The organism is Geodermatophilus normandii, assembly GCF_003182485.1.
Classification (GTDB): domain Bacteria; phylum Actinomycetota; class Actinomycetes; order Mycobacteriales; family Geodermatophilaceae; genus Geodermatophilus; species Geodermatophilus normandii.
Genome location: NZ_QGTX01000001.1, coordinates 3,027,433 through 3,050,541, shown reverse-complemented (window position 1 = coordinate 3,050,541; position 23,109 = coordinate 3,027,433). Strand labels below are relative to the sequence as shown.

The following is a 23,109-nucleotide window of genomic DNA, read 5'->3' as shown; positions in this document are numbered from 1 at the left end:
TCGCGGCCGGCCGGGCCGCGTGCAAGCTCCTGGGCTTGCCCGGCGTGCCGCTCAGGTCTGCGCGAGCTCCGGCGGGAAGCCGCCGGTGGCCACCGGACCCCAGGCCTCGACCGTGATCCGCAGCAGCGACTTGCCCTGCCGGGCCATCGCGGCGCGGTACTCGTCCCAGTCGGGGTGCTCGCCGCTGATGGACCGGAAGTACTCGACCAGCGGCTCCAGCGCCTCGGGCAGGTCGAGCACCTCGGCGCGGCCGTCCACCTGCACCCACGCGTCGTCGAACTCGTCGGACAGGACGCACAGCGAGACGGCGGGGTCGCGGCGGGCGTTGCGCACCTTGGCGCGCTGCGGATAGGTGGAGACGACGACCCGCCCCTCGGCGTCGACGCCGTAGGTCACCGGCGACAGCTGCACGCCACCCTCGCGGCGGCGGGTCAGCAGCACCGCGCGGTGCCGGGGGCGGAGGAAGTCGAGCAGCTCGGCGCGCTCGACCCGGTCGGCTCTGGCGGTCCTGGGCACGACCCCGACGCTAGCGGCGCCCCCGTCCGCCGGGCGCCGGGGCCGTGCCGGCGGTCAGGAGCCGGTCTTCGTCACGCCGAACATCAGCACCCGGCGGTCGATGTCGTAGTGCACCGTCTCGGTGTTGGCGAGCAGGTCCTGCAGGTTGTCGGCGTCGTCCGGGTCGAGGGTGAGGATCTCCTCCCACGCGCCCTGGTCGAGGACGAGCTGCAGGGTGTACGTGCCTGGCTTGCCGGGCTCCCCGGCGATCCAGCTGAACTGGTAGTGCGACAGCTGACGCACCTTGACGCTGTTGTCGGTGACCGGCTGTGGGACCTCGGACACGTCGGGACCTCCTGGTCGGGCCGGGGCGGGGTCCCCGGCACCCGCGCCCTACCCCGTGCCCGGGCTCCTGACCCGGGCACCTGCGCCCGGACGGTGGAGTGCCGTGATCCGTGGTGCGATGTCGGCATGAGGTTCCGCCTGCCCGGACGCCGGGACGACGTCCCTGCCGGTGGCGGCGCCCCCGCGGGCACCGGTGCCGCCGGTGGCAGCAGCGCCGCGGCCGGCCCCCGCGCGGCGGCGCACGCCGGTACGGGCCTCCCGCCCGACTCCGGTGGCGGACCCGCTCCCGCGCTCACCGGCGAGGGCGGCCCCGGCGACCCGCGCGGCGCCGACCACGACGCCACCGTCGCCCCGGCCCCGGCTGGCAGCGCGGCGAGCGCGCCCGCTCGGCCAGCCGCGCCCTCGCGATCGCCTCGGCCCAGCTGCTGCTCATCAGCGCCGGTCTCGTCGTGCTCGGCTGGGTGTTCGGGAAGCTCTGGGTCGTCCTGCTGCCGGTCATCCTCGGGCTGCTGTTCGCCACGGTGCTGTGGCCGCCGACGCGCTTCCTGCGCCGGCACGGCTGGCCCCCGGCCCTCGCCGCGGCGGTCGTGCTGCTGGCGTTCCTCGGCCTGCTCGGCGGGCTGATCGCGGTCATCGCGCCGCAGGTGGCCGACCAGGTCACCGAGCTCGCCGACCAGGCCGCCGACGGCCTGGAACAGGTGCAGCAGTGGCTGCAGGGCCCGCCGTTCAACCTGGACCAGGAGCAGATCGGCCGGTACGTCGACCAGGCGATCAACTCGGTGCAGTCCAACGCCTCCAACATCGCGGGCTACGCCGCCACCGGGGCGACCGCCGTCGGCAACGGCCTGCTCAACCTCCTCCTGGCCCTGCTGCTGGCGTTCTTCTTCATCAAGGACGGCCCCCGCTGGGTGCCGTGGCTGGCCGCCCAGACCGGGCCGAGGGCCGCGCCGCACGTGGCCGCCCTGTCGCAGAAGACCTGGTCGACCCTGTCGGAGTTCATCAAGCAGCAGGCGCTGGTCGGGTTCGTCGACGCCCTGTTCATCGGCATCGGGCTGTGGATCTTCGACGTCCCGCTGGTGATCCCGCTGGCCGTGCTGACGTTCTTCGGCGCGTTCATCCCGATCATCGGCGCCTTCGTCGCCGGCGCCTTCGCCGTGCTGATCGCGCTGGTCGACGAGGGCTTCACGGTCGCGCTGATCATCTTCGGGATCGTGCTGCTGGTGCAGCAGATCGAGGGCAACGTCCTGCAGCCGATCATCCAGGGCCGGGGCTTCAACCTGCACTCCGCGGTGGTCATCCTCGCCGTCACCGCCGGCAGCAGCCTCGCCGGGATCATCGGCGCCTTCCTCAGCGTCCCGGTGGCCGCGCTGATCGCGGTCGTCTACCGGTACACGCGCGACGTCTTCGACGGCCGGCACCCCGAGGTGGCCGGCGACGGCACGCACACCCGGGTCAGCGGGGACGACGAGGGCGCCGTCCTCACCCGCGCATCGGGCACCCCTGGCTGACCTCCGCGGGAATGCCGGCGGGTCCGGCGTCGCTGCTCGGGGTGACGTCCGACCAGCAGGAGGCCCACCGTGGCGCAGCGACCGGAGGAGCTCGTCGAGCTCACCCCCGAGGCCGATCCCTTCCTCGCCGCCGAGCAGGCGGTGACGCGAGGCGCCGACCGGCGCGGCCTGGTGCTGGTGCACGCCCTCTCCGGCGACTTCGACGCCGCGTCCTCCTCCGCGCTGGCCACCGCCCACCTGCTGGCCACGCTGCCGCACCGCACGATCGCCCGGTTCGACGCCGACCTGCTGGTCGACTACCGCGCCCGGCGTCCCCGGATGTCGTTCAACGGCGACCGGTACGAGGACTTCGCCGCGCCGGAGATCCTGCTGTCGGCGGTGGAGGACGACTCCGGTGAGCCGTTCCTCGTGCTGACCGGGCCCGAGCCGGACTACCGGTGGGAGGGCTTCGTCGCCGCCGTCGCCGGGCTCGTCGAGCGGCTCGGCGTGACCTCGGTCGTGGCGCTGCAGGCGATCCCCATGCCGGTGCCGCACACCCGGCCGGTCACCGTCACCGCGCACGCCACGCGCCGGCAGCTCATCGAGTCCTACCCCGTGTACTGGGGTGAGCTGCGCGTCCCCGGCAGCGCGTCGGCGCTGCTCGAGCTGCGGCTCGGCGAGGCCGGCGTGGACGCCCTGGGCGTCGCCGCGCACGTGCCGCACTACCTCGCCCAGGCGACCTACCCGGCCGCCACGCTCACCCTGCTCGAGCACCTGGGCCGGCTCACCGGGCTGCTGCTGCCCACCGAGACGCTGCGGGAGGCCGCCCAGCAGCACCGCACCGAGGTCGACGAGCAGATCGCCCGCTCCGCCGACAACACCGCGGTGGTCGCCGCGCTGGAGCAGCAGTACGACCAGTTCACCGCCGCCCGCGAGGGCAGCGACCTGCTCGGCGACGTCGGGGAGGTCCCCAGCGGCGACGAGCTCGGCGCGGAGTTCGAGCGCTTCCTCGCCGAGCAGGACCGTCGCCGGGAGTGACGCCGCCCTCAGGCCGCGGGACGGCCTGACGCCCGGGTGACCGCCAGGGCGGCGGCGCCGAGCAGGCCGACCGCGGCGAACATGTAGAAGCCCCACGGGAAGGCCACGCCGGCACCGACGAGCAGACCGGCGACGATGGGCCCGACGATGGCACCGATCCGGCCGGCACCGGCCGACCAGCCGAGCGCGGTACCGCGCACCTGCGGCGGGTGGTTCCTGCTCACCAGGGCGTACACCAGCACCTGCGCGCTGAAGACGAAGCAGCCGGTGAGGAAGACCATCAGGTAGATGCCCACCAGCGGCAGCCGGATGGACAGCAGCGCCAGCAGGACGGCGGCGACGCCGAACCAGGCGATCCCGGCCGGCCGCGGGCCGATCCGGTCGGCGACCGCGCCGGCCACCAGCAGGCCGGCGATCGCGCCGAGGTTGAGCACGGTGAGGAAGGCCAGCTGGGCGCCGAGGTCGTAGCCGGCCTCGCGCATGATCCCCGGCAGCCAGTTGTTCAGGCCGTAGACCAGCAGCAGGCCCATGAACGACGTGACGCCGATCGCCAGGGTGTTGCGCAGGTAGCCGCCGCGGAACAGCGTCGCGAGGGTCGCCGCGGCACCCCCGGCGCTCGCCCGGCCGGCGTGCGGGTCGACCGTCGTGGCCGGCTCCTCGAGCTCGAGGCCGTAGCGGCGGGCCAGCTCCTCGGCCTCGGCACGGCGGCCGTGCGAGGCGAGGTAGGCGGCGGACTCGGGCAGGTGCCGCAGCATGAGCGGGACGAGCACCAGCGCCGGCAGTGCGCCGATCACGTACATCCAGCGCCAGCCCAGCGACTCGACGACGAGGATGCCCAGCGCCGAGGTGGCCACGGCGCCGACGTGGTAGCCGGTCATCATCGTGGTCGTCGCCCGGCCGCCGCGGGCGCCGCGGCTGAACTCGTTGACCATCGCGATCGCCGTCGGCAGGCACCCGCCGAGGCCGAGGCCGGCGAGGAAGCGCAGCGCCCCGAACACGACCGGGTTGGGGGCGAACGCGCACAGCAGCGTCAGCAGGGAGAACGTGACCACCGCGGCGATGAGCGCCTTGCGCCGGCCCAGGAGGTCGGTGAGCGTGCCGATGCTCAGTGCCCCGACCATCATGCCGACCAGGCCGACGGTGATCAGTGCGCTGCCGCCGCCGGCGGTCAGTCCCCAGTCGTCGGACAACCCCTGGAGCGTCGTCGGGACGACGACGAGGTCGAAGCCGTCGAGCAGCACGGCGATCCAGCACAGCGGAGCCACCCAGCCGGCGGCGCGGACGGCGGCACCACCCGGGGCCTGGGCACGCGTCGGGATCGAGCTCATCGGGTCCTCCACGGCGAGGGCATCAGCAGGAGCGGGGCACGGGTCGTCCGACGGTAGGAGTGCCCGCCGCCCTCCCCCACTCGGCTCCCGCCCAGCGGAAGGAACCGGGAGCACCCGCAGACGGCGACGGGCCGCGACCGGGGATCCCGGTCGCGGCCCGCCGTGTCAGCGTCGAGGGGACGTCAGGCGACGACGACCCGCTCGTTGGGGACGCAGTGGGTCATCACGTGCCCGCTGACGTCCCGCGGCCCGTTCTTGCCCAGGTTGGCGGCGCGCTGCTGCTCCTCCTCGCTGAGGGTCTGCGTCTGCAGCGGCGGCAGGCCGCGGACGTCGTCCGCGGAGATGCCCAGGGCATCGCCGACCCGCTGGCCCAGCTCGTCCTCGACCATGAAGAAGTGCCAGACCATCCGCTCCTGGATCTCGCGGCGGCACTGCTGGAGGGCACCGACCAGGTTGGTGACCAGGTCGTCCTTCTCCCACTGGTCGGAGAGCAGGTAGCGCTCGCCGGCCTGCGCGTAGTCGTTCGTGCGCGGGATCCGCTTGCGGGTGAGCCGGCCGACGATCTCCGGGCCCTGCTCGTCGTGGGTCGGGTACTGCGCCTCGCGCAGGCCGCCGGTGATCGAGGGCTCGTAGTTGACGTGCGGGTTGGTGCCCACGTCGTCGCGGCCGTAGGACATCTGGCCACCCTGCTGGTTGGTGGCGACCCGCGCCTTCGGCCGGTTGACCGGCAGCTGGAGGTAGTTCGGGCCCACCCGGTAGCGCTGGGTGTCGGAGTAGGAGAACGTCCGGCCGACCAGCATCTTGTCGTCGGAGAAGTCCAGCCCGTCGACCAGCACACCGGTGCCGAAGGAGATCTGCTCGTTCTCCGCGAAGAAGTCCTCGGGCATCCGGTCCAGCGTCATCGTGCCGACCTTGCGGAGCGGGAAGACCTCCTCCGGCCACACCTTGGTGTCGTCCAGGGGGTCGAAGTCCAGCTCGGGGTGCTCGTGGTCGTCCATCAGCTGGACGTGCAGCTCCCACGAGGGGAAGTCGCCGGCCGCGATGGAGTCGTAGAGGTCCTTGGTGTGGGCGCCGAGGGTCTGCGCCTGGATCTTGGCGGCGTCCTCGGCGGTGTAGGACTTCACGCCCTGCTTGGGCAGCCAGTGGTACTTGACCAGCTTGGTCTCACCCTGCGCGTTGACCCACTTGTAGGTGTTCACGCCGAAGCCCTGCATGGTCCGGTACGACGCCGGCAGCCCGCGGGGGCTGAAGACGAGCATCACCATGTGCATGGCCTCGGGGGTCTGGCTGAAGAAGTCGAAGGCCCGCTCGGCGACGCTGGCCTCGAAGGTGACCGGGTCCGGCTTCTGGGAGTGGATGAAGTCCGGGAACTTGATGGCGTCGCGGATGAAGAAGACGCCGAGGTTGTTGCCGACGAGGTCCCAGTTGCCCTCCTCGGTGTAGAACTTCACCGCGAAGCCGCGGGGGTCGCGGGCCATCTCCGAGGAGTCCCGGCCACCGGCCACGGTGGAGAACCGCAGCGCGACGTCGGTGCGCTTGCCCTTCTCCTGGAACAGCCCCGCGCGGGTGTACCGCGCGATCGGCTCGTCGCCGACGGTGCCGTCGGCCTCGAAGTAGCCGTAGGCGGTCACGCCACGGGCGTGCACGACGCGCTCGGGGATGCGCTCGCGGTCGAAGTGGCTGATCTTCTCGAGGAACTGGTAGTTCTCCAGCGTGGCCGGGCCGCGGGCCCCCACCGTCCGCTGGTTCTGGTTGTCGTAGACCGGGTGGCCCTGACGGTTGGTCAGGACCGGGCGGTCGGCCTCGCTCGGTGCCGGACCCTGCGATGCGACATCGGTCATGCGTGTGCTCCTCCTCGATTGTGGTGCTGAAGGACCTGAGCGGCGCGCTCCGGCGTCCGTGCCCGACAGTCGCGGCACAGGCCCCAGAAGACGACCTCCGCCTCGTCCACGACGAAACCCGCCGTGTCCGAGGGGGTCAGGCACGGAGCCGTCCCGACGGTGCAGTCGACGTCTACGACCACACCGCAGGAGCGGCAGACCAGGTGGTGGTGGTTGTCCCCCACGCGGACCTCGTACAGGGCGGGCGCGCCGGCGGGCTCGACCCTGCGGGCCAGACCGACGGCGACCAGCGCCTTGAGCACGCCGTAGACGGCCTGCGGCGAGATCGTGGGGTGCGCCTCGCGGGCCACCGTGACCAGCGTGTCCGCGTCGGCGTGGGGATGGTCGGCGAGGGCGTCGAGGACGGCGAGCCGGGGCCGCGTGACCCGCAACCCGGCCGCGCGCAGCCGGGGCGCCCACGTCGTCTCCATCGACTCCCACTCAACCCGCTTGTCTTGACCCAGTCAAATCAAGACACGCGGGGGCCGCTAGGCGAAGACGATGGTGCGGTCGCCCTCGACGACGACCCGCTCCTCCACGTGCCAGGTCACGGCCTGGGCGAGCACCTGGCGCTCGACGTAGCGGCCGATGCGGCGCATGTCCTCCACCGTGGCGCGGTGGTCGACCCGCGCCACCTCCTGCTCGATGATCGGGCCGGCGTCGAGGTCGGCGGTCACGTAGTGCGCCGTCGCCCCGATCAGCTTGACCCCGCGGTCGTGCGCGGCCCGGTACGGGTTGGCCCCGACGAAGGCCGGCAGGAAGCTGTGGTGGATGTTGATCAGCCGCTCCGGGAAGCGGCCGCAGAAGTCGGCGGAGACGATCTGCATGTAGCGGGCGAGCACCACCAGGTCGACGTCGCCGACCAGCTCCAGGGCCCGTGCCTCCGCCTCGGCCTTGGTCTCCGGGGTGACCGGCACGTGGTGGAACGGCACGCCGGCCGCCGTCGCCACCGGCTCGAGGTCGGGGTGGTTGGAGACGACGGCGGTGATGTCGGCGCGCAGGTCACCGGCGCGCACGCGGTAGAGCAGCTCCTGCAGCACGTGGTCGGTCCTGCTCACGAACACCGCCAGCCGTGGCCGGCGCGCGGCCTCGGTCAGCCGCCAGGTCAGGTCCCACTGGGCCGCCAGCAGCTCCAGCGCGCCCTCCAGCTGCCGGCGGCGGGTGGTCAGACCCGGCAGGACGAACTCCAGCCGCAGCGTGAACACGCCGCCGGTGGGGTCGGAGGAGTGCTGCTGCGACTCGGTGATGTTGGCGCCGACGTCGGCCAGGAGCCGGGAGAGCACCGCGACGATCCCCGGCCGGTCCGGGCAGCGGACCACCAGTCGCCCGAGGTCGGGAGAGGCGGGGTCGTGCGCGAGCGGGGCGGCGGACACGGCTCGAATCGTGGCAGAGACGGCCGTTCCTGCCGCCCAGGGGTCCTTCCTCAGAGGGAGGGCAGGCGGGCGCGGGTGCGGTCGGCGACGTCGAACAGGTCGCCGTACTCCTCCACCCGGGCCAGCACCTCCTCGGTGCGGAACCGCAGCTCGCCGGGGTCGGCGCCGCCGCGGACGGCGTCCACCTCGTCCCAGCCGATCGGCGTCGAGACCGGGGCGTCGGGGCGGGCGCGCAGGGAGTAGGGCGCGACCGTGGTCTTGGCCGGGTTGTTCTGGCTCCAGTCGATGAGCACCTTGCCCGGCCGCAGCACCTTCTCCATCCGCCAGACGACGCGGTCGGGCGTCTCGGCCGACAGCTCCTGGGCCAGCGCCTTCGCGTAGCGGCTGGGGTGCTCGCGGTCGGTGACCCGGATGGGCGCGTAGACCTGCACGCCCTTGGAGCCCGACGTCTTCACCACCGGGTCCAGCCCGTCGTCGACCAGCCGCACTCGCAGCCGCTCGGCCACGTCGCAGCACTCGCGGATGCCGGCGTCCGGGCCGGGGTCGAGGTCGAGGACGAGCAGGTCGGGCAGCGTCGGCTGCAGCCTGCTGCCCACCTGCCACTGCGGCACGTGCAGCTCCAGCGCCGCCAGGTTGGCCGCCCACGCGAGGTCGGCGACGGTCTCCAGGACCACCATCTCCAGCACCTCCCGGTCCTTCGAGCTGCCGGGGCTGGGCACGGTCACCTTGCGCACCCAGTCCGGCGCGTGCCGGGCGCTGTTCTTCTCGTAGAACGCCTGCCCCTCGACACCGTCGGGCCAGCGGGTGAAGGTGACCGGCCGGCCGGACAGGTGCGGCAGCAGCACCGGCGCGATCCGCACGTAGTAGTCGATGACCGCGGCCTTGGTGAACGAGACCTCGGGGAACAGCACCTTCTCGAGGTTGGACACCGACAGCTGCCGGCCCTCGACCCGCACCCGCTGCCTCACCGCGTCCCCCTCACGGGGACCACTCCACGACGACGTCGTCGGCGTCGACGTCCTCGCGCAGCCCCCGCCACGCAGGGTGGCGCATCCGGCCGTCGGCGGTCCACGCGGCGAAGGCCACCTCGCCGACGAGGTCCGGCTCGGCCCACCGCGCGTCCCGGGCGACGTCGCGCGGCACGCCGCCGTCGAAGGGCGTTCCGCGGCGGGGGGTGAGCAGGCCGCCGAGCTCGCGGAGCGCGGCGTCGGTGAACCCGGTGCCCACGTGCCCGGCGTAGACCAGCCGGCCCTCGTCGTCGTGGACGCCGACGAGCAGCGAGCCCACTCCCCCCGCCCGCCGCCCCTTGCCCGGCCGCCACCCGCCGACGACGACGCTCTGCGTGCGGACGTGCTTGACCTTCCGCCACTCCGGCGCGCGCACGCCCGGCCGGTAGGCCGAGTCCAGCCGCTTGGCGACCACACCTTCGAGCCCGTTGTCCCGGCTGGCCGCGTGCACGTCGGCGCCACCGCCGCGGAACCACGGCGTGGCGACCCAGCGGTGCCCCTCCGGGCCGAGCGCGTCGAGCCGCTCGCGCCGCTGCTCGTAGGGCAGGTCGAGGAGGCTGCGGCCGCCGTCGACGAGCAGGTCGAACACCAGGTAGGTGACCGGGACGGCCGCCGCGAGCCGGGCGGCCTCGGGGCCGCCGGTGCGGTGCATGCGGTTCTGCAGCAGCCCGAAGTCCGGGCGGCCCAGCCGGTCGAGGGCCACCACCTCGCCGTCGAGGACGGCGTCGGCGCGCGCCAGGACCCCCGGTAGGCGACCGAGTTCGGGATAACGGTCGCCGATGTCGGTGCCGCTGCGCGCCCACAGTCCGAGCCGCCCGTCGCGCACCGCGGCCAGCGCACGGACGCCGTCCCACTTGAACTCGTAGCCCCACGCCGCGTCGTCGGCCTCGGGTGGCAGCTCGCCGGCGACGGCGAGCATCGGCGCCGGCACCGGCGGCCCGGGGAGCGGGACGGGCGGCACCGGTCAGGCGCTGCGGCGGGACGCCCGCTTGGCCGGCTCCTTCGCGGCCGGTGCCTTCTCCGCCGCGGTGACCTTGCGCGCGCGAGGGCGGGCGGGTGCCTCCTCGTCGGCGGGCGTGTCCCGCGCCGCGGCGGCCCGCTTCGCGGGGGCCTTCTTCGCGGCGGCCTTCTTCGCCGGGGCCTTCCTGACCGGTCGCGCGGGCGCCTCGTCCTCGTCGGCGTCCTCGTCGGCGGCGGCACCGCCGCGGGCCCGCTCGACGCTGCGCCGCAGGGCGCTCATCAGGTCGACGACGGCCGCGCCCGGGTCGGCGGTCTCGGGGACCGGCTGCACCTCGCCGCCGGTCTGCTTGGCCTCGAGCAGCGAGGTCATCGCCTCGCGGTAGTCGTCGGTGAACTCCGTGGGGTCGAAGTCGGCGGCCATCGAGGTGATCAGCGCCTCGGCCATCTGCAGCTCCTGCGGCCGGACGGACACGTCCTCGTCGAGGAAGCCGAAGTCGGGACGGCGGATCTCGTCGGGCCAGCGCATGGTGTGCAGCACCAGGACGCCGTCCCGGACGCGCATCGCCGCCAGCGACTCCCGCTGCCGCAGCGCGATCTTGGTGATCGCGACCCGGCCGGTGTTCTGCAGGGCGTCGCGCAGCAGGACGTACGGGCGCGTGGCCGGGCCGTCGGGCTCGAGGTAGTAGGTCTTCTCGAACTGGATCGGGTCGATGTCGGCCTGGTCCACGAACTGCAGGACCTCGATCTCGCGCCGCGTGGCCAGGGGCAGCTCGGCGAGGTCGTCGTCGGTGAGGATCACCAGCTGGCCGTCGGGCAGCTCGAAGCCCTTGGCGATGTCGCCGTACTCGACCTCCTCGCCGTCGATCGAGCACACCCGCTTGTACTTCACCCGCCCGCCGTCGACGGCGTGCACCTGGTGGAAGCGGACGTCCTTGTCCTCGGTCGCGGTGTAGAGCTTCACCCCGATGCTGACCAGGCCGAACGAGACCGCGCCGCGCCAGATCGAGCGCATGTCCACTCCCCTTCCCCGGGCTCCGCGACCGCGGGACGGCCGGCCCGCAGGATAGGTGCGGGTCGGCCCCCTCAGCAGCACGGATGCCGCCGGTCTCCTCCGCCCGGGGGAAGCGGGCGTCCTGCTGTCAGTCCTGCTCGGCGTGCCGGCCGGCCTGGTCGTCGTCGCCGTCCTCGTCGCCGGGCTCGTCGCCCCCGCCGGTGACGCTCGTCTGCAGCGCGTCGTAGGCGAACTGGAGGACGTCGGAGCCGGCCACCATCGTCATGGTCAGCGCGGCCAGCCGGGTGGCCCGCGGCGCGGCGACGTAGGAGAACACGAAGGCCGTGCCCACCCACTGGGCGAGGCAGAACGGGCAGGTGACCAGTTCCCCGACGGCGTGCTTCCAGCCGTGCTCGACGCGCAGGTCCTCGGCCAGCTCCGCCTCGCCGGAGGCGCCCTGGAAGCGGGCGAACGGCGCGCGCAGCGGGCTGGTCACCGGGTCCTTGGCGATCCGCCGGGCCAGCCGGAAGGTGCCGACGGTGAGCAGCACCGCGTCGCCGAGCGGGATGCGGGTCGGCAGCTCGCGGCCGGAGGCGCGCACCGCCGCGGCGCCGGCGGCCACCGCGGTGCTGTAGACGCTCATGGCGCCCAGGAACCCGCCCAGGGGGCGGCCCTGCCCGCCGTCGTAGCCGCGTGCCTGCTCGCTCGCCCAGCGGCGGACCGGTTGCCCGATGCGCGCCACCTCGTCCTGGATCGCCATGCGCCTCCGCTACCCGGCGGGCCGGTGCGCCATGCCGCCCTGCGCGACCCGTCACGTCACGAACCGGCCCGCATGGCTCCCGAGGAGGCGGGTAGGCGGGAGGGCAGTCCGCCGCCGGGGCACCCCTCCCGGCGGCCCGAGGAGAGGAACCCGATGACCGAGGCCGACCCGACCAGCACGAGCGCGCTGCACGGCGCGCAGAACGACGCCGACTTCCCCGACGACGAGCGTGGCCTGACCGGGGTCCACGAGGGCGGGGCGCCGGGCTCGCAGGGCCAGACCGCCCGTGACGTGTTCCCGGAGGACAACGGCGTTCCGGACGTCTCGCAGGACGACTTCCCCACCATGCAGCGCTCCGAGGACCCGCAGTTCGCCCCCGAGCCGGGCGACCGGGAGGACCACCGGCCCGTCGACTTCGGGACGACGGCGCGCGAGCAGCAGGAGGGCGAGTCGCTGACGCAGCGCCTGGAGGAGGAGATCCCCGACGACGACCCCGGCGTGCGCCCGGCCGAGGACCCGTCCCGCGCGTTCGCGCAGCTCGACCAGGACCAGGACACCGACGCGCTCAGCGACTCGGGCACCAACCGCACGGGGGACGACGTCGAGGCGTTCGCCGACGCCCCGGTGGCCGGCGAGGGGCCCGAGGAGGGCGCCATGCACGTCGTCGAGGGGACCTGAGGGCCGTCGTCGCGGCGAGCCGACCGGCCCCCCGCCTCCTCGACCTCCCCCGCCCGGGTGGCCGCCGCCCCGCCGCCGCCCGGGCTGGTTGGCGTGCGGCCACTCGGTTGTCTACGTTGTAAATGCGGTTGAGCAGGCAGCCGCGCGCGCCGGTCGGCCGACCGCCTCCGGCGTGCTCCCACGACAGCCGGCCCGCCCGGGGGCCAGACACCCCCGGCGCGCACGGCGGTAGATTGACCGGTGGCCGCTCCACTCGGCGTGGCCACTGAGAGGAGCTGCGTCCGTGACCGCATCCGACCTGCCCGCCGGGGGGCAGCACGACGTGTCCACCGAGGGCACGGAGGCACCCTTCGACGACGTGATCACGCTCTCGACCTCCACCGGTGAGGACGGCGCGGTCACGGTGACGGTCGTCGGCGAGGTCGACACCTTCACCGCCCCGGTGCTGCGCTCCTCGCTGGACACCCAGCTCGAGCAGCAGCCCCGTGAGCTGGTCATCGACCTGTCCGGCGTCCAGTTCCTGGGCTCCGCCGGCCTCGCCGTGCTGGTCGAGACCCAGAAGTCGGCGAAGTCCCGCGACGTCGAGCTGCGCCTGGTCGCCACCACCCGGGCGGTCACCCGCCCGCTGGAGGTCACCGGCCTGATCGACCTGTTCACGATCGTGGACGGCAGCGCTCGCTGACCCCCGCACCACCACTACCGACGAGGCCCCGCTCCGGCGGGGCCTCGTCGCTGTGCGGGCCCCGTTCCCCCCTGCAGGCGGGCCGACCTAGGCGGACAGGAGCCTGCACACCGCCTGCTCGAGCACCTTCTGCGCCTCGCGGTCGTCCTCGGCCGTGGCGACGTCGGCCAGCGCCTCCGCCACGGTCTCGCCGTGCTCGTAGCGGTCGACCACCCGCGGGTCCACGTAGCTGGCCTTGCACACCGCCGGGGTGTTGCCGAGCTGCTCGGACACCCGCACGTAGGCCGCCCGGATCGTCTTGTTCCGCGCGGTGCGGCTGCGCGGCGGCGGCTGCTCGGCGAGCGCGGCGGCCATCATCACCGTGGCGTTCCACGTCCGGAAGTCCTTGGCGGTGATCTCCGCGCCGCTGACCTCCTTGAGGTAGGCGTTGATCTCGTCGCTGGTCACGTCGTGCCAGGTGCCGTCGTCGAGCTGGTAGGCCAGCAGCTCGTCCCCGGCGTCGTCGGGGCGCTCGAGCAGGTGCCGGACGACGGTCGCCGTCGGCCGGTCGGTGATCTCGACCTCCCGCTCGATGCCGCCCTTGGCGGTGTACCGGAAGAACGTCCGCTCGCCGCGCACCGTGACGTGCTCACGGCGCAGGGTGGCCAGGCCGTAGGTGCCGTTCTCCTCGGCGTACTCCTCGCTGCCGATCCGGAAGGTGCCCAGGTCCAGCAGCCGCAGGGCGCAGGCGAGCACCCGCTCGCGGTTGAGCCCGCGGGTGCGCAGCGCGGCGGCCACCTGCTCGCGGACCTCGGGCAGCTCGGAGGCGATGGCGAGCACCCGCTCGTGCTTCTCCGCGTCGCGCCGGGCCCGCCAGGCGTCGTGGTAGCGGTACTGGCGGCGGCCGGCGGCGTCGAGGCCGGTGGCCTGGATGTGGCCGTTGGGCCACGGGCAGATCCACACGTCCTGCCAGGCCGGCGGGATCGCGATCGACCGGATCCGGTCCAGCCGGTCGGCGTCCCTGATCAGCTGGCCGGTCTCGTCACGGTAGGAGAAGCCGCGACCGGCCCGGCGCCGGGTCCAGCCGGGCCCGTGCACGTTGCTGCGCCGGAGTCTCACGCACCGTGGATGGGCACCGGACGGGCCCGGTAAACGGATCGGGCGGGTGCCCCCGTCCCCGGGGCGTCGGCTCAGCGCAGCTCGACGAGCCGCTGCAGGCCGCTGACCTCGAGGATGTGCCGGGTGACGCCGCCGTCGGGCGCGTGCACCACCAGCCGCCAGCCCTCGGCCTCGGCGATCGCGGCGACGGCGAGCACCACCCGCACCGCCGCGCTGCTGAACAGCGTGACCGCGGTGAGGTCGAGCTCCACCCGGACGGTGCCGCCGTGGCTGGCCTCGAGCAGCCGGATGCGCAGCTGCTCGGCGGCGACCATGTCCACGTCCCCGCCGGCGCGCACCACCGGGCTGCCGCCGTCGCGGTCGACGACGACGGTCGCGCCCGTGCCGCCCACCGGGTGCTCGGGCTCCGCGTCGGGCGTCTGCCGCAGCCGGGTGCGCAGCGTGACCGTCGTGCCGTGCTCGCCGCGCACGACCATGCCGTCGACGAGCTGGCGCATGATCAGCAGCCCGCGGCCGCGGTCGCCGGGGTCGCGGTCCGGCGGGCGCCAGGTGCCCTCGTCGTGCACGGTCACGGTGAGGACGCCGTCGACGTCGACCGCGGCGGTGACCTGCATGGGCCCGGGCTCGGTGTCGCGGTAGGCGTGCTCCGCGGCGTTGGCGCAGGCCTCCCCCACCGCGACCATCACGCCGACGCGGTCCTGCTCGCCCATTCCCAGCGCGGTGAGCCAGGCGCCCAGGCGGCGGCGCACCGCCGGCAGCGACGGAGGCACCGCGAGGAGGTCCAGCCGCAACGGCTCCACCGACCGCGCGCGGCGGTGCGCGACGAGGACGGCGACGTCGTCGGGGCGGCCCGCCTCGGTGAGCAGGCGGCCGGCGATCGCGGCGGCCAGCCCGGCCACGGCCTCGCCGTCGAGCGCCTCGGGGTCGGCGAGGGTGTCGCGCGCGACGGCGGTGAGCCGGCCCAGGCCCGCGGACGGCGGAGGGCCGGAGGCGGTGACCGCCCCGTCGGAGTAGAGGACGAGGGTGGCGCCGGGCTCGAGCCGGGCGGTGGCCACCGGCGTCGCCGCGCCGCGCACCGTCCCGAGCGGGGGCCGGGCGGTGACCGGCAGGTAGGCGGTCCCGCCGTCGGCCCGCACCAGCAGCGGCGACGGGTGGCCGGCCGTGGCGTAGGTCAGGCTCCCGGTGGCCGCGTCGAGGACCACGTAGAAGACCGAGGCGCCCTGCACGTCCTCCATCTGGACGGCGAAGTCGTCGAGGGCGGCCATCACCGCGGCCGGGGCGGGGTCGCGCAGCGCGCTCGAGCGCACCGCCCCGCGCAGCCGGCTCATCGCGCCGGCGGCCGGCACGCCGTGGCCGACGGCGTCGCCGATGACCAGCGCCAGCCGGCCGTGGCCCAGCGGTACGGCGTCGTACCAGTCACCGCCGGCGGCGCGGCCGGAGCTGGCCGGGTGGTAGCTGCCCGACAGCCGGACGTCGGGCAGCAGCGGGAGGGACGGCGGCAGGAGCGAGTGCTGCGCCTCCCCGACCACGTCCCCGGTGCCGCCGGCGTCGGCGCCCCGGGCGGCGTACTCGTCCTCCCCGCTCTCGAAGACCAGCACCGCGCCCGGGTCGCTGCCGGAGGCCAGCGGCCGCACGGCCACGGTGACCGACGGGCCGTCCGCGGCCAGGACGCCGGAGAGCACCTCGGGGCGGCCGGTGCGCAGCACCTGCGCGACGACGTCGGCCACCGGCCGGCCGCCGACGACGGGCAGGTCGTGCGGGGTGGGCCCGAGGGCGCGGGCACGGGCGTTGGCCCACACGGTGTGCGCGTCCGGACCGGCCACGAACCACAGGGCCGAGGGGGCCTCCTCGAGCGCGGCGACCAGTGCCGCGGGGCCCTCGTCCTCGGCGGGACGGGGCCCCGGTGGCAGGCTGCCCTGGCTGGCGTTCATCCGGGGACCAACAGACCACAGGGCCCCGACCCCGGCAACCGCGGGTGACGACACCCGCGAGCGCGGTTTGGCTGGCCCGGCGCAGCGGGTAGCGAGGCGTGCTGGTGCACGGCCCGCCCCCGCGGACCCGCCCCCGTGCGCGGCGCGGAGCGGACGACGGGCAGGATGGGTCGTCGGGCGCCGCGGTCCGGACCCCCCGGGGACCGCGCCGCGGCCGGACGGATGAGGAGCGGACGACCGATGGCGGACACGAGGGGTGCCCTCGCCCAGGACGGGCGGCGCGCCGAACGACTGGAACTGCGCGTGCCCACCACGCCGACCCAGCTCCCCGCGGTGCGGGCGATGGCCGGTGACCTGGCGATCCGCATGGACTACGACCTCGACTCGGTCGAGGACCTGCGCCTGGCCGTGGACGAGGCCTGCGCGACGCTCGCGGCGATCGCCCTGGGCGACGCGCCGCTGACGGTCGTCTTCGGCACCACCCGCGCGGGTCTGCACATCGACGCCTGGGTCCCCACCGCCCCGGGCACCGAGGTCCCCCGCGACGGCTTCGGCTGGGCGGTGCTGGCGACCCTCGCCGACAACGTCGACGGCCGGCCCGCCACCCAGCGCGACGTCCCCGCCGGCGACGGCACCGACAGCGCGGTCGCCGTCATCTCCATGGACAAGTACCTGCCCGGCCACCGGCCGGAGCAGCTCGTCGGCTCCGCGGGCAGCGACCTCTCGGTGGCCCCGTGACACCGGCGGCAGCCGGCTCCCGGGCCGTCGAGGAGGACGCCCTGCACGACGAACCGTCCCGGCCCGCCCCTGCCCCGGGCGCCGACGACGCGGTGGAGACGGACGAGGTGGACGCGGACACCGAGGACACCGAGCCCGAGGACACCGAGCCCGAGGACGCGGCGGACGAGGAGTCCGACGCCGAGGAGACCCCGGCGGAGGGGACGGCTCCCACCCCGGACACCCCGCCGGTCTCGGACAACCGGCGCCGCGCGGAGCGGACCGCACCGCTGTTCGCCGAGCTGGCGACGCTGGCGAAGGACGACCCGCGGCGCGAGCGGCTGCGCGAGGTCCTCGTCGAGGAGCACCTGCCCCTCGTCCGGCACTTCGCCCGGCGGTTCAGCAACCGCGGCGAGCCGTTCGACGACCTGCTGCAGGTCGGCACGCTCGGGCTGATCGCCGCGATCGACCGGTTCGACCCGAACCGCGGCGTGGAGTTCCTCTCCTTCGCCGTCCCCACGATCACCGGGGAGATCAAGCGTCACTTCCGCGACCAGGGCTGGTCGGTGCGGGTGCCGCGGCGGCTGCAGGAGCTGCACCTGTCGCTGAACGCCGCGGTCGGTGAGCTGGCGCAGAAGAACGGCCGCGCGCCGACGCCGTCGGAGCTGGCCGAGCACCTGGGCATCCCGCGCGAGGAGGTCCTCGAGGGCCTGGCGGTGGCCAACGCCTACCGCAGCAGCTCGCTCGACGAGCGGCTCTCCGGCGAGGACGACTCCCCGACGCTGGCGGCCACCCTCGGCGAGGAGGACGCGGCGCTGGAGGGCGTGGAGTACCGCGAGTCGCTGCAGCCGCTGCTGGCCACCATCCCGGCCCGCGAGCGCCGCATCCTCATCCTGCGGTTCTTCGGGAACATGACCCAGTCGCAGATCGCCGCCGACATCGGCATCTCCCAGATGCACGTGTCCCGGCTGCTCAGCCAGACGCTGGCCAAGCTCCGCGAGGGCCTGCTCAAGGACTGAGCGGTCCCGGGTCGCGCCGCACGGGCCGGCCCGCGGCCGCCGGTCAGGCCGGCGGCTGGCCGTTCTGCTGCTGCAGCTCGGCGGTCACCTGGGGCAGCGGCGGGGCGAGCGGCAGCGCCGGCTCGTCGTCGGTGATGCTGCGCAGCTCGATCTTCGCCTCGGGCTGCTCGGCCGCCGGGGGCAGCTGGGACTCGAACCAGCCGCTGGTGTCGATCCCGGCGGCCGGCGCCGCGGCGTCGGCCGGGGCCGGGACGTCGAGGAAGGACCGCTCGCCGTCGGCCCCGCCGAGCCGGCCGAGCCCCTCGAGGGCCTTGCTGAACTCGCTGGGGACGATCCACATCTTGTTGGCGTCGCCCTGCGCGATCTTCGGCAGCGTCTGCAGGTACTGGTAGGCCAGCAGCCCCTGGTCGGGCCGGCCGTCGTGGATCGCCTGGAACACCGTCTCGATCGACTTGGCCTGCCCCTGCGCCTGGAGGAACAGGGCCGCGCGCTCGCCCTCGGCGCGCAGGATGCGGCTCTGCCGCTCGGCCTCCGCCTCGAGGATCGCCGCCTGCTTGCGGCCCTCGGCCGAGAGGATCGCCGAGGCCTTCTGCCCCTCGGCCGAGGTGATCGCGGCCTGCCGCTGGCCCTCGGCGGTGAGGATGGTGGCGCGCTTGTCGCGGTCGGCGCGCAGCTGCTTCTCCATCGAGTCGCGGATCGACGGCGGCGGCTCGATCGCCTTGATCTCCACCCGCGCCACCCGCAGGCCCCACGGCCCGGTGGTGCCGTCGAGGACCTCGCGCAGCTGGCTGTTGATGCCGTCGCGCCCGGTGAGCGACTGCTCGAGGTTGAGCCCGCCGACGACGTTGCGCAGCGTCGTCGTGGTCAGCTGCTCCATGCCGGTGATGTAGTTCGCGATGCCGTAGACGGCCAGCCGCGGGTCGGTGACCTGGAAGTAGACGACGGTGTCGATGCCGACCTGCAGGTTGTCGGCGGTGATCACCGGCTGCGGCGGGAACGAGATGACCTGCTCGCGGAGGTCGACGCTCGCGCGCACCCGGTCGATGAAGGGCACCAGCAGCGACAGGCCCGGCGAGAGGGTGCGGCTGTAACGACCGAGCCGCTCCACCACCTTGGCCTGGGCCTGCGGCACGATCGTCACGCTCCGCGCGACGACGACCACCACCAGCAGGGCGACGACGACGAGCGCGATCAGGGCAGGTGTCACGGTGGCGCTCCTCGGCTCGGGTCCCGCTGGTGATCCTCCACCCGGACGCCGCCGCGGTCACGTCCCCGGCGCGGCGTTCAGAGCTCGAGGGCCTCGCCGACGACGGCGGTGGCGCCGTCGACCTGGAGGATGCGCACCGTGCTGCCGACCGCGAAGCTGCTGTCGCCGTAGTCGGTGCGCGCGGTCCACTCGTCGGCGCCCACCCGGATGCGGCCACCGGACCGGCCGACCTCGCGGGTCACCGTGGCGGTCCGGCCGATGAGCGCCTGCACGCCGTCGACGTGCCGCGGCGTCCGGTTCTCCAGGTGCGCCTTCGCCGCGGGCCGCACGCTGGCCACGAGGAACACCGAGACGGCGATGAAGGCCACCACCTGGAAGGCGAACGAGCCCCCCAGGAGCGCCACGACCGCCCCGCCGAGCGCCCCGCCGGCGAACATGAGCAGCACCAGGTCGAGGCTGGCCAGCTCGCCGGCGACGAACAGGCCGGAGGCGACCAGCCAGACCACCCACGCTGCCATGCCGCCAGTCTCCCAGACGACGGCCCCGCGCCGGGGGCTCGGCGGACCCGTTCGCCCCGGCCGCCCGACGTGCCCGCTCGACGTAGCCTCGCGAGGTGCTCCACGACCTCTCCGCCGGCCGGTTCGCCGTCTGGGCCACCGCGTGGCTGTCCGGCCGCACCTCCTACGACGCCGCGCTCGACGCGCTGACCGACGACCGCGCGCACCGCGTGACGGGCCTGCCCGGCACCTCCGACGCCGTTCCCCTCGGGTGGGCGCTGACCGCGCTGCGTGGCCTGGGCGAGCGGCGGCTGCGGCTCGTGCTCCCGGTACCGGGCGACGTCCGCGGGCTGCCGCGGGCGCCGGGCCTGGCCGCGCTGGCGCTGGAGGCGGGGCAGGCGGCGGTCGGCGACGCCGTCGCGCTGGTGCCCGAGGACCTCGGCCCCGAGGTGACCGCGTGGACGGCGGTCGACCTCACCGGGCTGCCGCCCGCGCCGCCGCCGGTCGAGGGCTCGCTGCGCCAGGTGTCCGGGGCGCTGGACCTCGCCGTCGGCGACGCCGCGCGCACCCTCGCTGCGCTGGACCTCGCCCGCTGGAACCCCGAGGTGCCGGCGCTGCTGGCCGGGCTCGGCAGCGCCCGCGCGCCGGGCCTGCCGCCGGACACCGACCCGCTGGCGCTGTCGGTGCTCGCCCGGGCGCAGCGGCTGGCGCGCGTCCTCGACCTGGCGCTCACCGACGCCCCCGGCGGCGCGGTCACCCACTCCCAGGCCGCCGCCCGCGACGAGGCGCTGCGCCCGCTGGCCACCGCCGTCCGCGAGGCGACCGTCGCCGCCTGCAACGCCGTCCCGCGGTAGCCGCCGCGCCGTCGGGCTCCCCGCCGGGGGACCGCCGGGGCTACGGTCCCGCGGCATGACAGCGCCGACCATGAACGGCCTGATCCACAACGCCGTGCGCCGCGACCTCGCCCGGCTGTCCGCCGCCCTCCACCCGTGGCGCGACGGCGACCGGGACCGCGGCCGCGAGCTCGAGCGGGCCTTCGCCAACCTCCACCGCGAGCTCACCCACCACCACGAGGGCGAGGACGCCCACGTGTGGCCCTTCCTCGAGGCCACCGGCGTGGGCCGGGACCTGCTCGGCGAGATGGAGGACGAGCACGCCGCGATGTCGGCCGCGCTCGCCGGCACCGCCGACGCCCTCGGCACGCTCGCCCGGACCGGCTCGGCCGACGACGCGGCGGCCGCCCGGGCCAGCGTGGAGCGCACCCGGGAGGTGGTGGGCGCGCACCTCGACCACGAGGAGGACGCCCTCGAGCCGCTGCTGCGGCAGCACGAGGGCAGCGCCGAGTGGAAGGCGGTGACCGGCAAGCTGCGCCACCGCTCCCCCGGCGACGCCGGCTCGTTCTTCGCCTGGCTCACCGACGGGATCAGCGAGGACGACCGGGCGGCGCTGCGGGGCACCGTGCCGGCGCCGGTGACCGTCGTGCTCGCCCGCGTCTTCGGCCGCCGCTACACCCGCGACGTCGCGCCGGTGTGGCGGGAGCGGGTCCGCAGCTAGCCGCGGCGCGCGGTGACCAGCCAGGCGGCGGAGCCGAACTCGACCCCGTCCGGGCCGGCGTGCGCCTCGAGCCGGCGCCGCAGGTCGGCCACCGCGCGGGCCCGGGCGTCGTCGTCGAGGCCGTCGAGCATCCAGCCGGCCAGGCCGAGCACGAACGTCAGGGCGTCGTCGGGGTCGGCGCCGAACCACTCCGGCTCGGCCCGACCCTCGACCTCCACCTGACGGTGACCCGCGGCGGTGAGCACCGCCCGGATCCGCGCGGGGTCGGCCAGGGAGAACGGGCCCGGCGCGCCCGGGGGCGGTGCCGGCAGCGGGCGCCCGGCGGCGAGGGCTCCCAGGATCTCGGTCATCCACTCGTTGTCCTCGAGCGCCTGCCACACCAGCAGGACCAGCCGGCCGCCGGGCACCAGAGCCCGGCCCACGTTGGCCAGCGCGGCGACCGGGTCGGCGAAGAACATCGCGCCGGTGCGGCTGACGGCGACGTCGAACCCCTCGGGCGGGAAGTGTGCGACCTGGGCGTCGGCCTGCTCGAAGCGGACGTGGGCCAGGCCCTCGTCGGCCGCGCGCCGCCGGGCGACCTCGAGCATCGCCGCGGACAGGTCCACGCCGAGGGCCGACCCGCGGACCGCGACCCGGGCGGCGTCGCGCGTGCTCCGGCCGGTGCCGCAGCCGACGTCGAGGACGCGGTCGTCGGGGCGCAGGCCGGCGGCGGCCAGGAACGGGGCGTCGTAGCGGGCCACCGCCCGGTCGAAGCGGTCGGCCTGCGCCGCCCAGAAGGCGCCCTGGGCGCCGTCCCAGGCGCCGAGCTGCCCGGCGTTGCCGGGGTCCACGTCGACGGGAGCGAGCACGGTCCACCGTCCCTCGTCCGGCCCCCGATGACCCGAGGGTCTACTCGCGTGGACCGCGGCGGGTCAACGGGGTGCGGCGGGGCGCTGCACGAAGCAGCAGGCCGCCGGGCAGGCGGTGCCCAGGCGCGGCTCCGCGCCCGCGCGGCGCTCCTGCAGCAGCTCGCGGACCATCGCCACGAACGCCGGGTGGGTGCCCGCCGTCCCGGCGCGGACGAAGACGAGCCCGAGCTCGGCGGCGGTCTCCTCGGCCTCGTTGTCGAGGTCCCAGACCACCTCCAGGTGGTCGCTGACGAACCCGATCGGGAACACCACGACCGCCGTCTCCCCGTTCCCGGACAGCGCGCGCAGGTGGTCGTTGACGTCGGGCTCCAGCCACGGCACCGACGGCGGGCCGCTGCGGCTCTGCCAGACCAGGTCGAACTCCCGCCCCGGCTCGACGGCGTCGACGACGGCCCGCGCCGCGGCCATGAGCTCGGTCTCGTAGGCGTGCCCGTCGGGCCCGGCGACGGCGGCCATGGCGTCGGGGATGGAGTGCGCCGTGGCGACGAGGCGGGCGGTGGCGCGGTGCTCCTCGGGCAGCCGGGCGAGCGCGGCGGCGAGGGCGTCGGCGTTGGCCCGCACGAAGCCGGGGGTGTCGAAGTAGTGCGGCAGCTTCTCCGCCGTCGGGCCCCCCGGGCGGCCGGGCGACGACACGGCGATCCGGGCCCGCGCGACGTCCTCGTGGTACTGCCGGCAGCCGGAGTAGGAGGCGTAGGCGGAGGTGGCCAGCACGTAGACGTGCTCGATGCCGTCGTCGGCCATCTGCTGCCAGACGTCCTCGACGTAGGGGTCCCAGTTGCGGTTGCCCCAGTAGACCGGCAGGTCGATCCCGTGCGCGGCGAGGTCGGCCCCGATCGCGGCGACCAGCGCCTCGTTCTGCTCGTTGATCGGGCTCACGCCGCCGAAGTGGTGGTAGTGCTCGGCGACGTCGAGCAGCCGCTCGCGCGGGACACCGCGGCCGCGGGTGACGTTCTCGAGGAACGGCATGACGTCGTCGTGCCCGCGGGGGCCGCCGAAGGAGAGCACCAGCAGCGCCTCGCGGCGGCCGGCCGGGGCGGGGACCGCGGCCGGCGGCGTCCCCCCGTTGTTGCGGACGGCCAGCGACGGGTCCTCGTCGGGACGCTGGCCGGGGTTCAGGTCGACGGTGGCGCGGGGCACGGACTCTCTTCTCGGGG

24 protein-coding genes are annotated in these 23,109 nt (G+C 75.0%); 8 read left to right on the top strand and 16 right to left on the bottom strand.

Annotated features, from left to right (window positions below; all coding sequences use genetic code 11):
- Positions 1-51: 51 nt before the first annotated feature.
- A complete protein-coding gene (locus tag JD79_RS14885; RefSeq protein WP_110006155.1) occupies positions 52-516 on the bottom strand; it encodes a PPOX class F420-dependent oxidoreductase in 465 nt (154 codons plus the stop codon).
- 54 nt (positions 517-570) lie between these two features.
- Entirely contained in the window at positions 571-840 is a 270-nt protein-coding gene (locus JD79_RS14880; RefSeq protein WP_110006154.1) for a hypothetical protein, read from the bottom strand.
- Between the two features lie 449 nt (positions 841-1,289).
- On the opposite strand from JD79_RS14880, the gene JD79_RS14875 reads away from it, so the two are divergent.
- Together JD79_RS14875 and JD79_RS14870 are read left to right on the top strand one after the other, a co-directional pair.
- Positions 1,290-2,348 (top strand): AI-2E family transporter, encoded by a 1,059-nt coding sequence (locus JD79_RS14875; protein WP_245900115.1) that lies wholly within the window; start codon positions 1,290-1,292, stop codon positions 2,346-2,348.
- 69 nt (positions 2,349-2,417) lie between these two features.
- Positions 2,418-3,365, top strand: coding sequence for a proteasome assembly chaperone family protein (locus JD79_RS14870; protein ID WP_110006153.1), 948 nt, complete (start codon positions 2,418-2,420; stop codon positions 3,363-3,365).
- An 8-nt stretch (positions 3,366-3,373) separates the two neighbouring features.
- Here JD79_RS14870 and JD79_RS14865 read toward each other — a convergent pair whose 3' ends face one another.
- The 8 genes from JD79_RS14865 to JD79_RS14830 all read right to left on the bottom strand — a co-directional run bounded on the left by JD79_RS14865 (position 3,374) and on the right by JD79_RS14830 (position 11,664).
- Positions 3,374-4,693, bottom strand: coding sequence for an MFS transporter (locus JD79_RS14865; protein WP_110007739.1), 1,320 nt, complete (start codon positions 4,691-4,693; stop codon positions 3,374-3,376).
- Positions 4,694-4,875: 182 nt separating this feature from the next.
- Entirely contained in the window at positions 4,876-6,534 is a 1,659-nt protein-coding gene (locus tag JD79_RS14860) for a catalase (protein WP_110006152.1), read from the bottom strand.
- On the bottom strand, positions 6,531-7,004 hold the full coding sequence (locus JD79_RS14855) for a Fur family transcriptional regulator (protein ID WP_110006151.1): 474 nt from the start codon (positions 7,002-7,004) through the stop codon (positions 6,531-6,533). The genes JD79_RS14860 and JD79_RS14855 overlap by 4 nt, the downstream gene beginning before the upstream one ends.
- A 57-nt stretch (positions 7,005-7,061) precedes the next feature.
- A complete protein-coding gene (gene purU, locus JD79_RS14850; RefSeq protein ID WP_110006150.1) occupies positions 7,062-7,946 on the bottom strand; it encodes a formyltetrahydrofolate deformylase in 885 nt (294 codons plus the stop codon).
- A gap of 50 nt (positions 7,947-7,996) precedes the next feature.
- On the bottom strand, positions 7,997-8,914 hold the full coding sequence (gene ligD, locus JD79_RS14845) for a non-homologous end-joining DNA ligase (protein ID WP_245900114.1): 918 nt from the start codon (positions 8,912-8,914) through the stop codon (positions 7,997-7,999).
- Positions 8,915-8,924: 10 nt separating this feature from the next.
- Positions 8,925-9,914 carry a non-homologous end-joining DNA ligase gene (gene ligD / locus JD79_RS14840; protein WP_245900113.1) on the bottom strand — a complete coding sequence of 330 codons (990 nt, stop codon included), beginning with the start codon at positions 9,912-9,914 and terminating at the stop codon, positions 8,925-8,927.
- 3 nt (positions 9,915-9,917) lie between these two features.
- Positions 9,918-10,925 carry a non-homologous end joining protein Ku gene (ku, locus tag JD79_RS14835; RefSeq protein WP_110006148.1) on the bottom strand — a complete coding sequence of 336 codons (1,008 nt, stop codon included), beginning with the start codon at positions 10,923-10,925 and terminating at the stop codon, positions 9,918-9,920.
- Positions 10,926-11,052: 127 nt separating this feature from the next.
- Entirely contained in the window at positions 11,053-11,664 is a 612-nt protein-coding gene (locus JD79_RS14830; protein WP_110006147.1) for a DUF1360 domain-containing protein, read from the bottom strand.
- 153 nt (positions 11,665-11,817) lie between these two features.
- Between JD79_RS14830 and JD79_RS14825 the strand changes: the two genes are divergently transcribed.
- Positions 11,818-12,342: a hypothetical protein gene (locus JD79_RS14825; RefSeq protein WP_110006146.1), complete on the top strand. Its 525-nt coding sequence runs from the start codon at positions 11,818-11,820 to the stop codon at positions 12,340-12,342.
- 283 nt (positions 12,343-12,625) lie between these two features.
- Complete coding sequence (locus tag JD79_RS14820) at positions 12,626-13,024, top strand: STAS domain-containing protein (RefSeq protein WP_110006145.1); 399 nt, start codon at positions 12,626-12,628, stop codon at positions 13,022-13,024.
- A gap of 87 nt (positions 13,025-13,111) precedes the next feature.
- On the opposite strand, the gene JD79_RS14815 is transcribed toward JD79_RS14820, so the two are convergent.
- Positions 13,112-14,122: a DNA topoisomerase IB gene (locus JD79_RS14815; protein ID WP_245900112.1), complete on the bottom strand. Its 1,011-nt coding sequence runs from the start codon at positions 14,120-14,122 to the stop codon at positions 13,112-13,114.
- Between the two features lie 71 nt (positions 14,123-14,193).
- Positions 14,194-16,053, bottom strand: coding sequence for a SpoIIE family protein phosphatase (locus JD79_RS14810; protein WP_110006143.1), 1,860 nt, complete (start codon positions 16,051-16,053; stop codon positions 14,194-14,196).
- A gap of 240 nt (positions 16,054-16,293) precedes the next feature.
- Between JD79_RS14810 and JD79_RS14805 the strand changes: the two genes are divergently transcribed.
- Together JD79_RS14805 and JD79_RS14800 are read left to right on the top strand one after the other, a co-directional pair.
- Entirely contained in the window at positions 16,294-16,791 is a 498-nt protein-coding gene (locus JD79_RS14805) for an ATP-binding protein (protein WP_110006142.1), read from the top strand.
- Positions 16,788-17,789, top strand: coding sequence for an RNA polymerase sigma factor SigF (locus JD79_RS14800; protein ID WP_110006141.1), 1,002 nt, complete (start codon positions 16,788-16,790; stop codon positions 17,787-17,789). The genes JD79_RS14805 and JD79_RS14800 overlap by 4 nt, the downstream gene beginning before the upstream one ends.
- A gap of 43 nt (positions 17,790-17,832) precedes the next feature.
- Here the strand turns inward: JD79_RS14800 and JD79_RS14795 are convergent, their stop codons facing one another.
- Together JD79_RS14795 and JD79_RS14790 are read right to left on the bottom strand one after the other, a co-directional pair.
- Positions 17,833-18,996, bottom strand: a complete 1,164-nt coding sequence (locus tag JD79_RS14795; protein WP_110006140.1) for an SPFH domain-containing protein — start codon at positions 18,994-18,996, stop codon at positions 17,833-17,835.
- A 77-nt stretch (positions 18,997-19,073) separates the two neighbouring features.
- Positions 19,074-19,514, bottom strand: a complete 441-nt coding sequence (locus tag JD79_RS14790) for an NfeD family protein (RefSeq protein WP_110006139.1) — start codon at positions 19,512-19,514, stop codon at positions 19,074-19,076.
- 95 nt (positions 19,515-19,609) lie between these two features.
- Between JD79_RS14790 and JD79_RS14785 the strand changes: the two genes are divergently transcribed.
- Both JD79_RS14785 and JD79_RS14780 read left to right on the top strand, forming a co-directional pair.
- Entirely contained in the window at positions 19,610-20,347 is a 738-nt protein-coding gene (locus tag JD79_RS14785; RefSeq protein ID WP_110006138.1) for a hypothetical protein, read from the top strand.
- A gap of 55 nt (positions 20,348-20,402) precedes the next feature.
- Positions 20,403-21,047 carry a hemerythrin domain-containing protein gene (locus JD79_RS14780; protein ID WP_110006137.1) on the top strand — a complete coding sequence of 215 codons (645 nt, stop codon included), beginning with the start codon at positions 20,403-20,405 and terminating at the stop codon, positions 21,045-21,047.
- Here JD79_RS14780 and JD79_RS14775 read toward each other — a convergent pair.
- Both JD79_RS14775 and JD79_RS14770 read right to left on the bottom strand, forming a co-directional pair.
- Positions 21,044-21,895 carry a class I SAM-dependent methyltransferase gene (locus JD79_RS14775; RefSeq protein ID WP_110006136.1) on the bottom strand — a complete coding sequence of 284 codons (852 nt, stop codon included), beginning with the start codon at positions 21,893-21,895 and terminating at the stop codon, positions 21,044-21,046. The two genes, JD79_RS14780 and JD79_RS14775, sit on opposite strands and share 4 nt — an antisense overlap.
- A 63-nt stretch (positions 21,896-21,958) precedes the next feature.
- Positions 21,959-23,092 carry a ferrochelatase gene (locus JD79_RS14770; RefSeq protein WP_110006135.1) on the bottom strand — a complete coding sequence of 378 codons (1,134 nt, stop codon included), beginning with the start codon at positions 23,090-23,092 and terminating at the stop codon, positions 21,959-21,961.
- Positions 23,093-23,109 lie beyond the last annotated feature (17 nt).

Coding starts and splice junctions, on each gene's coding strand:
- JD79_RS14865 (WP_110007739.1), bottom strand. CDS start 4,693: ATGAGCTCGATCCCGACGCGTGCCCAGGCCCCGGGTGGTGCCGCCGTC.
- JD79_RS14860 (WP_110006152.1), bottom strand. CDS start 6,534: ATGACCGATGTCGCATCGCAGGGTCCGGCACCGAGCGAGGCCGACCGC.
- JD79_RS14855 (WP_110006151.1), bottom strand. CDS start 7,004: ATGGAGACGACGTGGGCGCCCCGGCTGCGCGCGGCCGGGTTGCGGGTC.
- ku (WP_110006148.1), bottom strand. CDS start 10,925: ATGCGCTCGATCTGGCGCGGCGCGGTCTCGTTCGGCCTGGTCAGCATC.
- JD79_RS14830 (WP_110006147.1), bottom strand. CDS start 11,664: ATGGCGATCCAGGACGAGGTGGCGCGCATCGGGCAACCGGTCCGCCGC.
- JD79_RS14825 (WP_110006146.1), top strand. CDS start 11,818: ATGACCGAGGCCGACCCGACCAGCACGAGCGCGCTGCACGGCGCGCAG.
- JD79_RS14810 (WP_110006143.1), bottom strand. CDS start 16,053: ATGAACGCCAGCCAGGGCAGCCTGCCACCGGGGCCCCGTCCCGCCGAG.
- JD79_RS14805 (WP_110006142.1), top strand. CDS start 16,294: ATGGCGGACACGAGGGGTGCCCTCGCCCAGGACGGGCGGCGCGCCGAA.
- JD79_RS14790 (WP_110006139.1), bottom strand. CDS start 19,514: ATGGCAGCGTGGGTGGTCTGGCTGGTCGCCTCCGGCCTGTTCGTCGCC.
- JD79_RS14780 (WP_110006137.1), top strand. CDS start 20,403: ATGACAGCGCCGACCATGAACGGCCTGATCCACAACGCCGTGCGCCGC.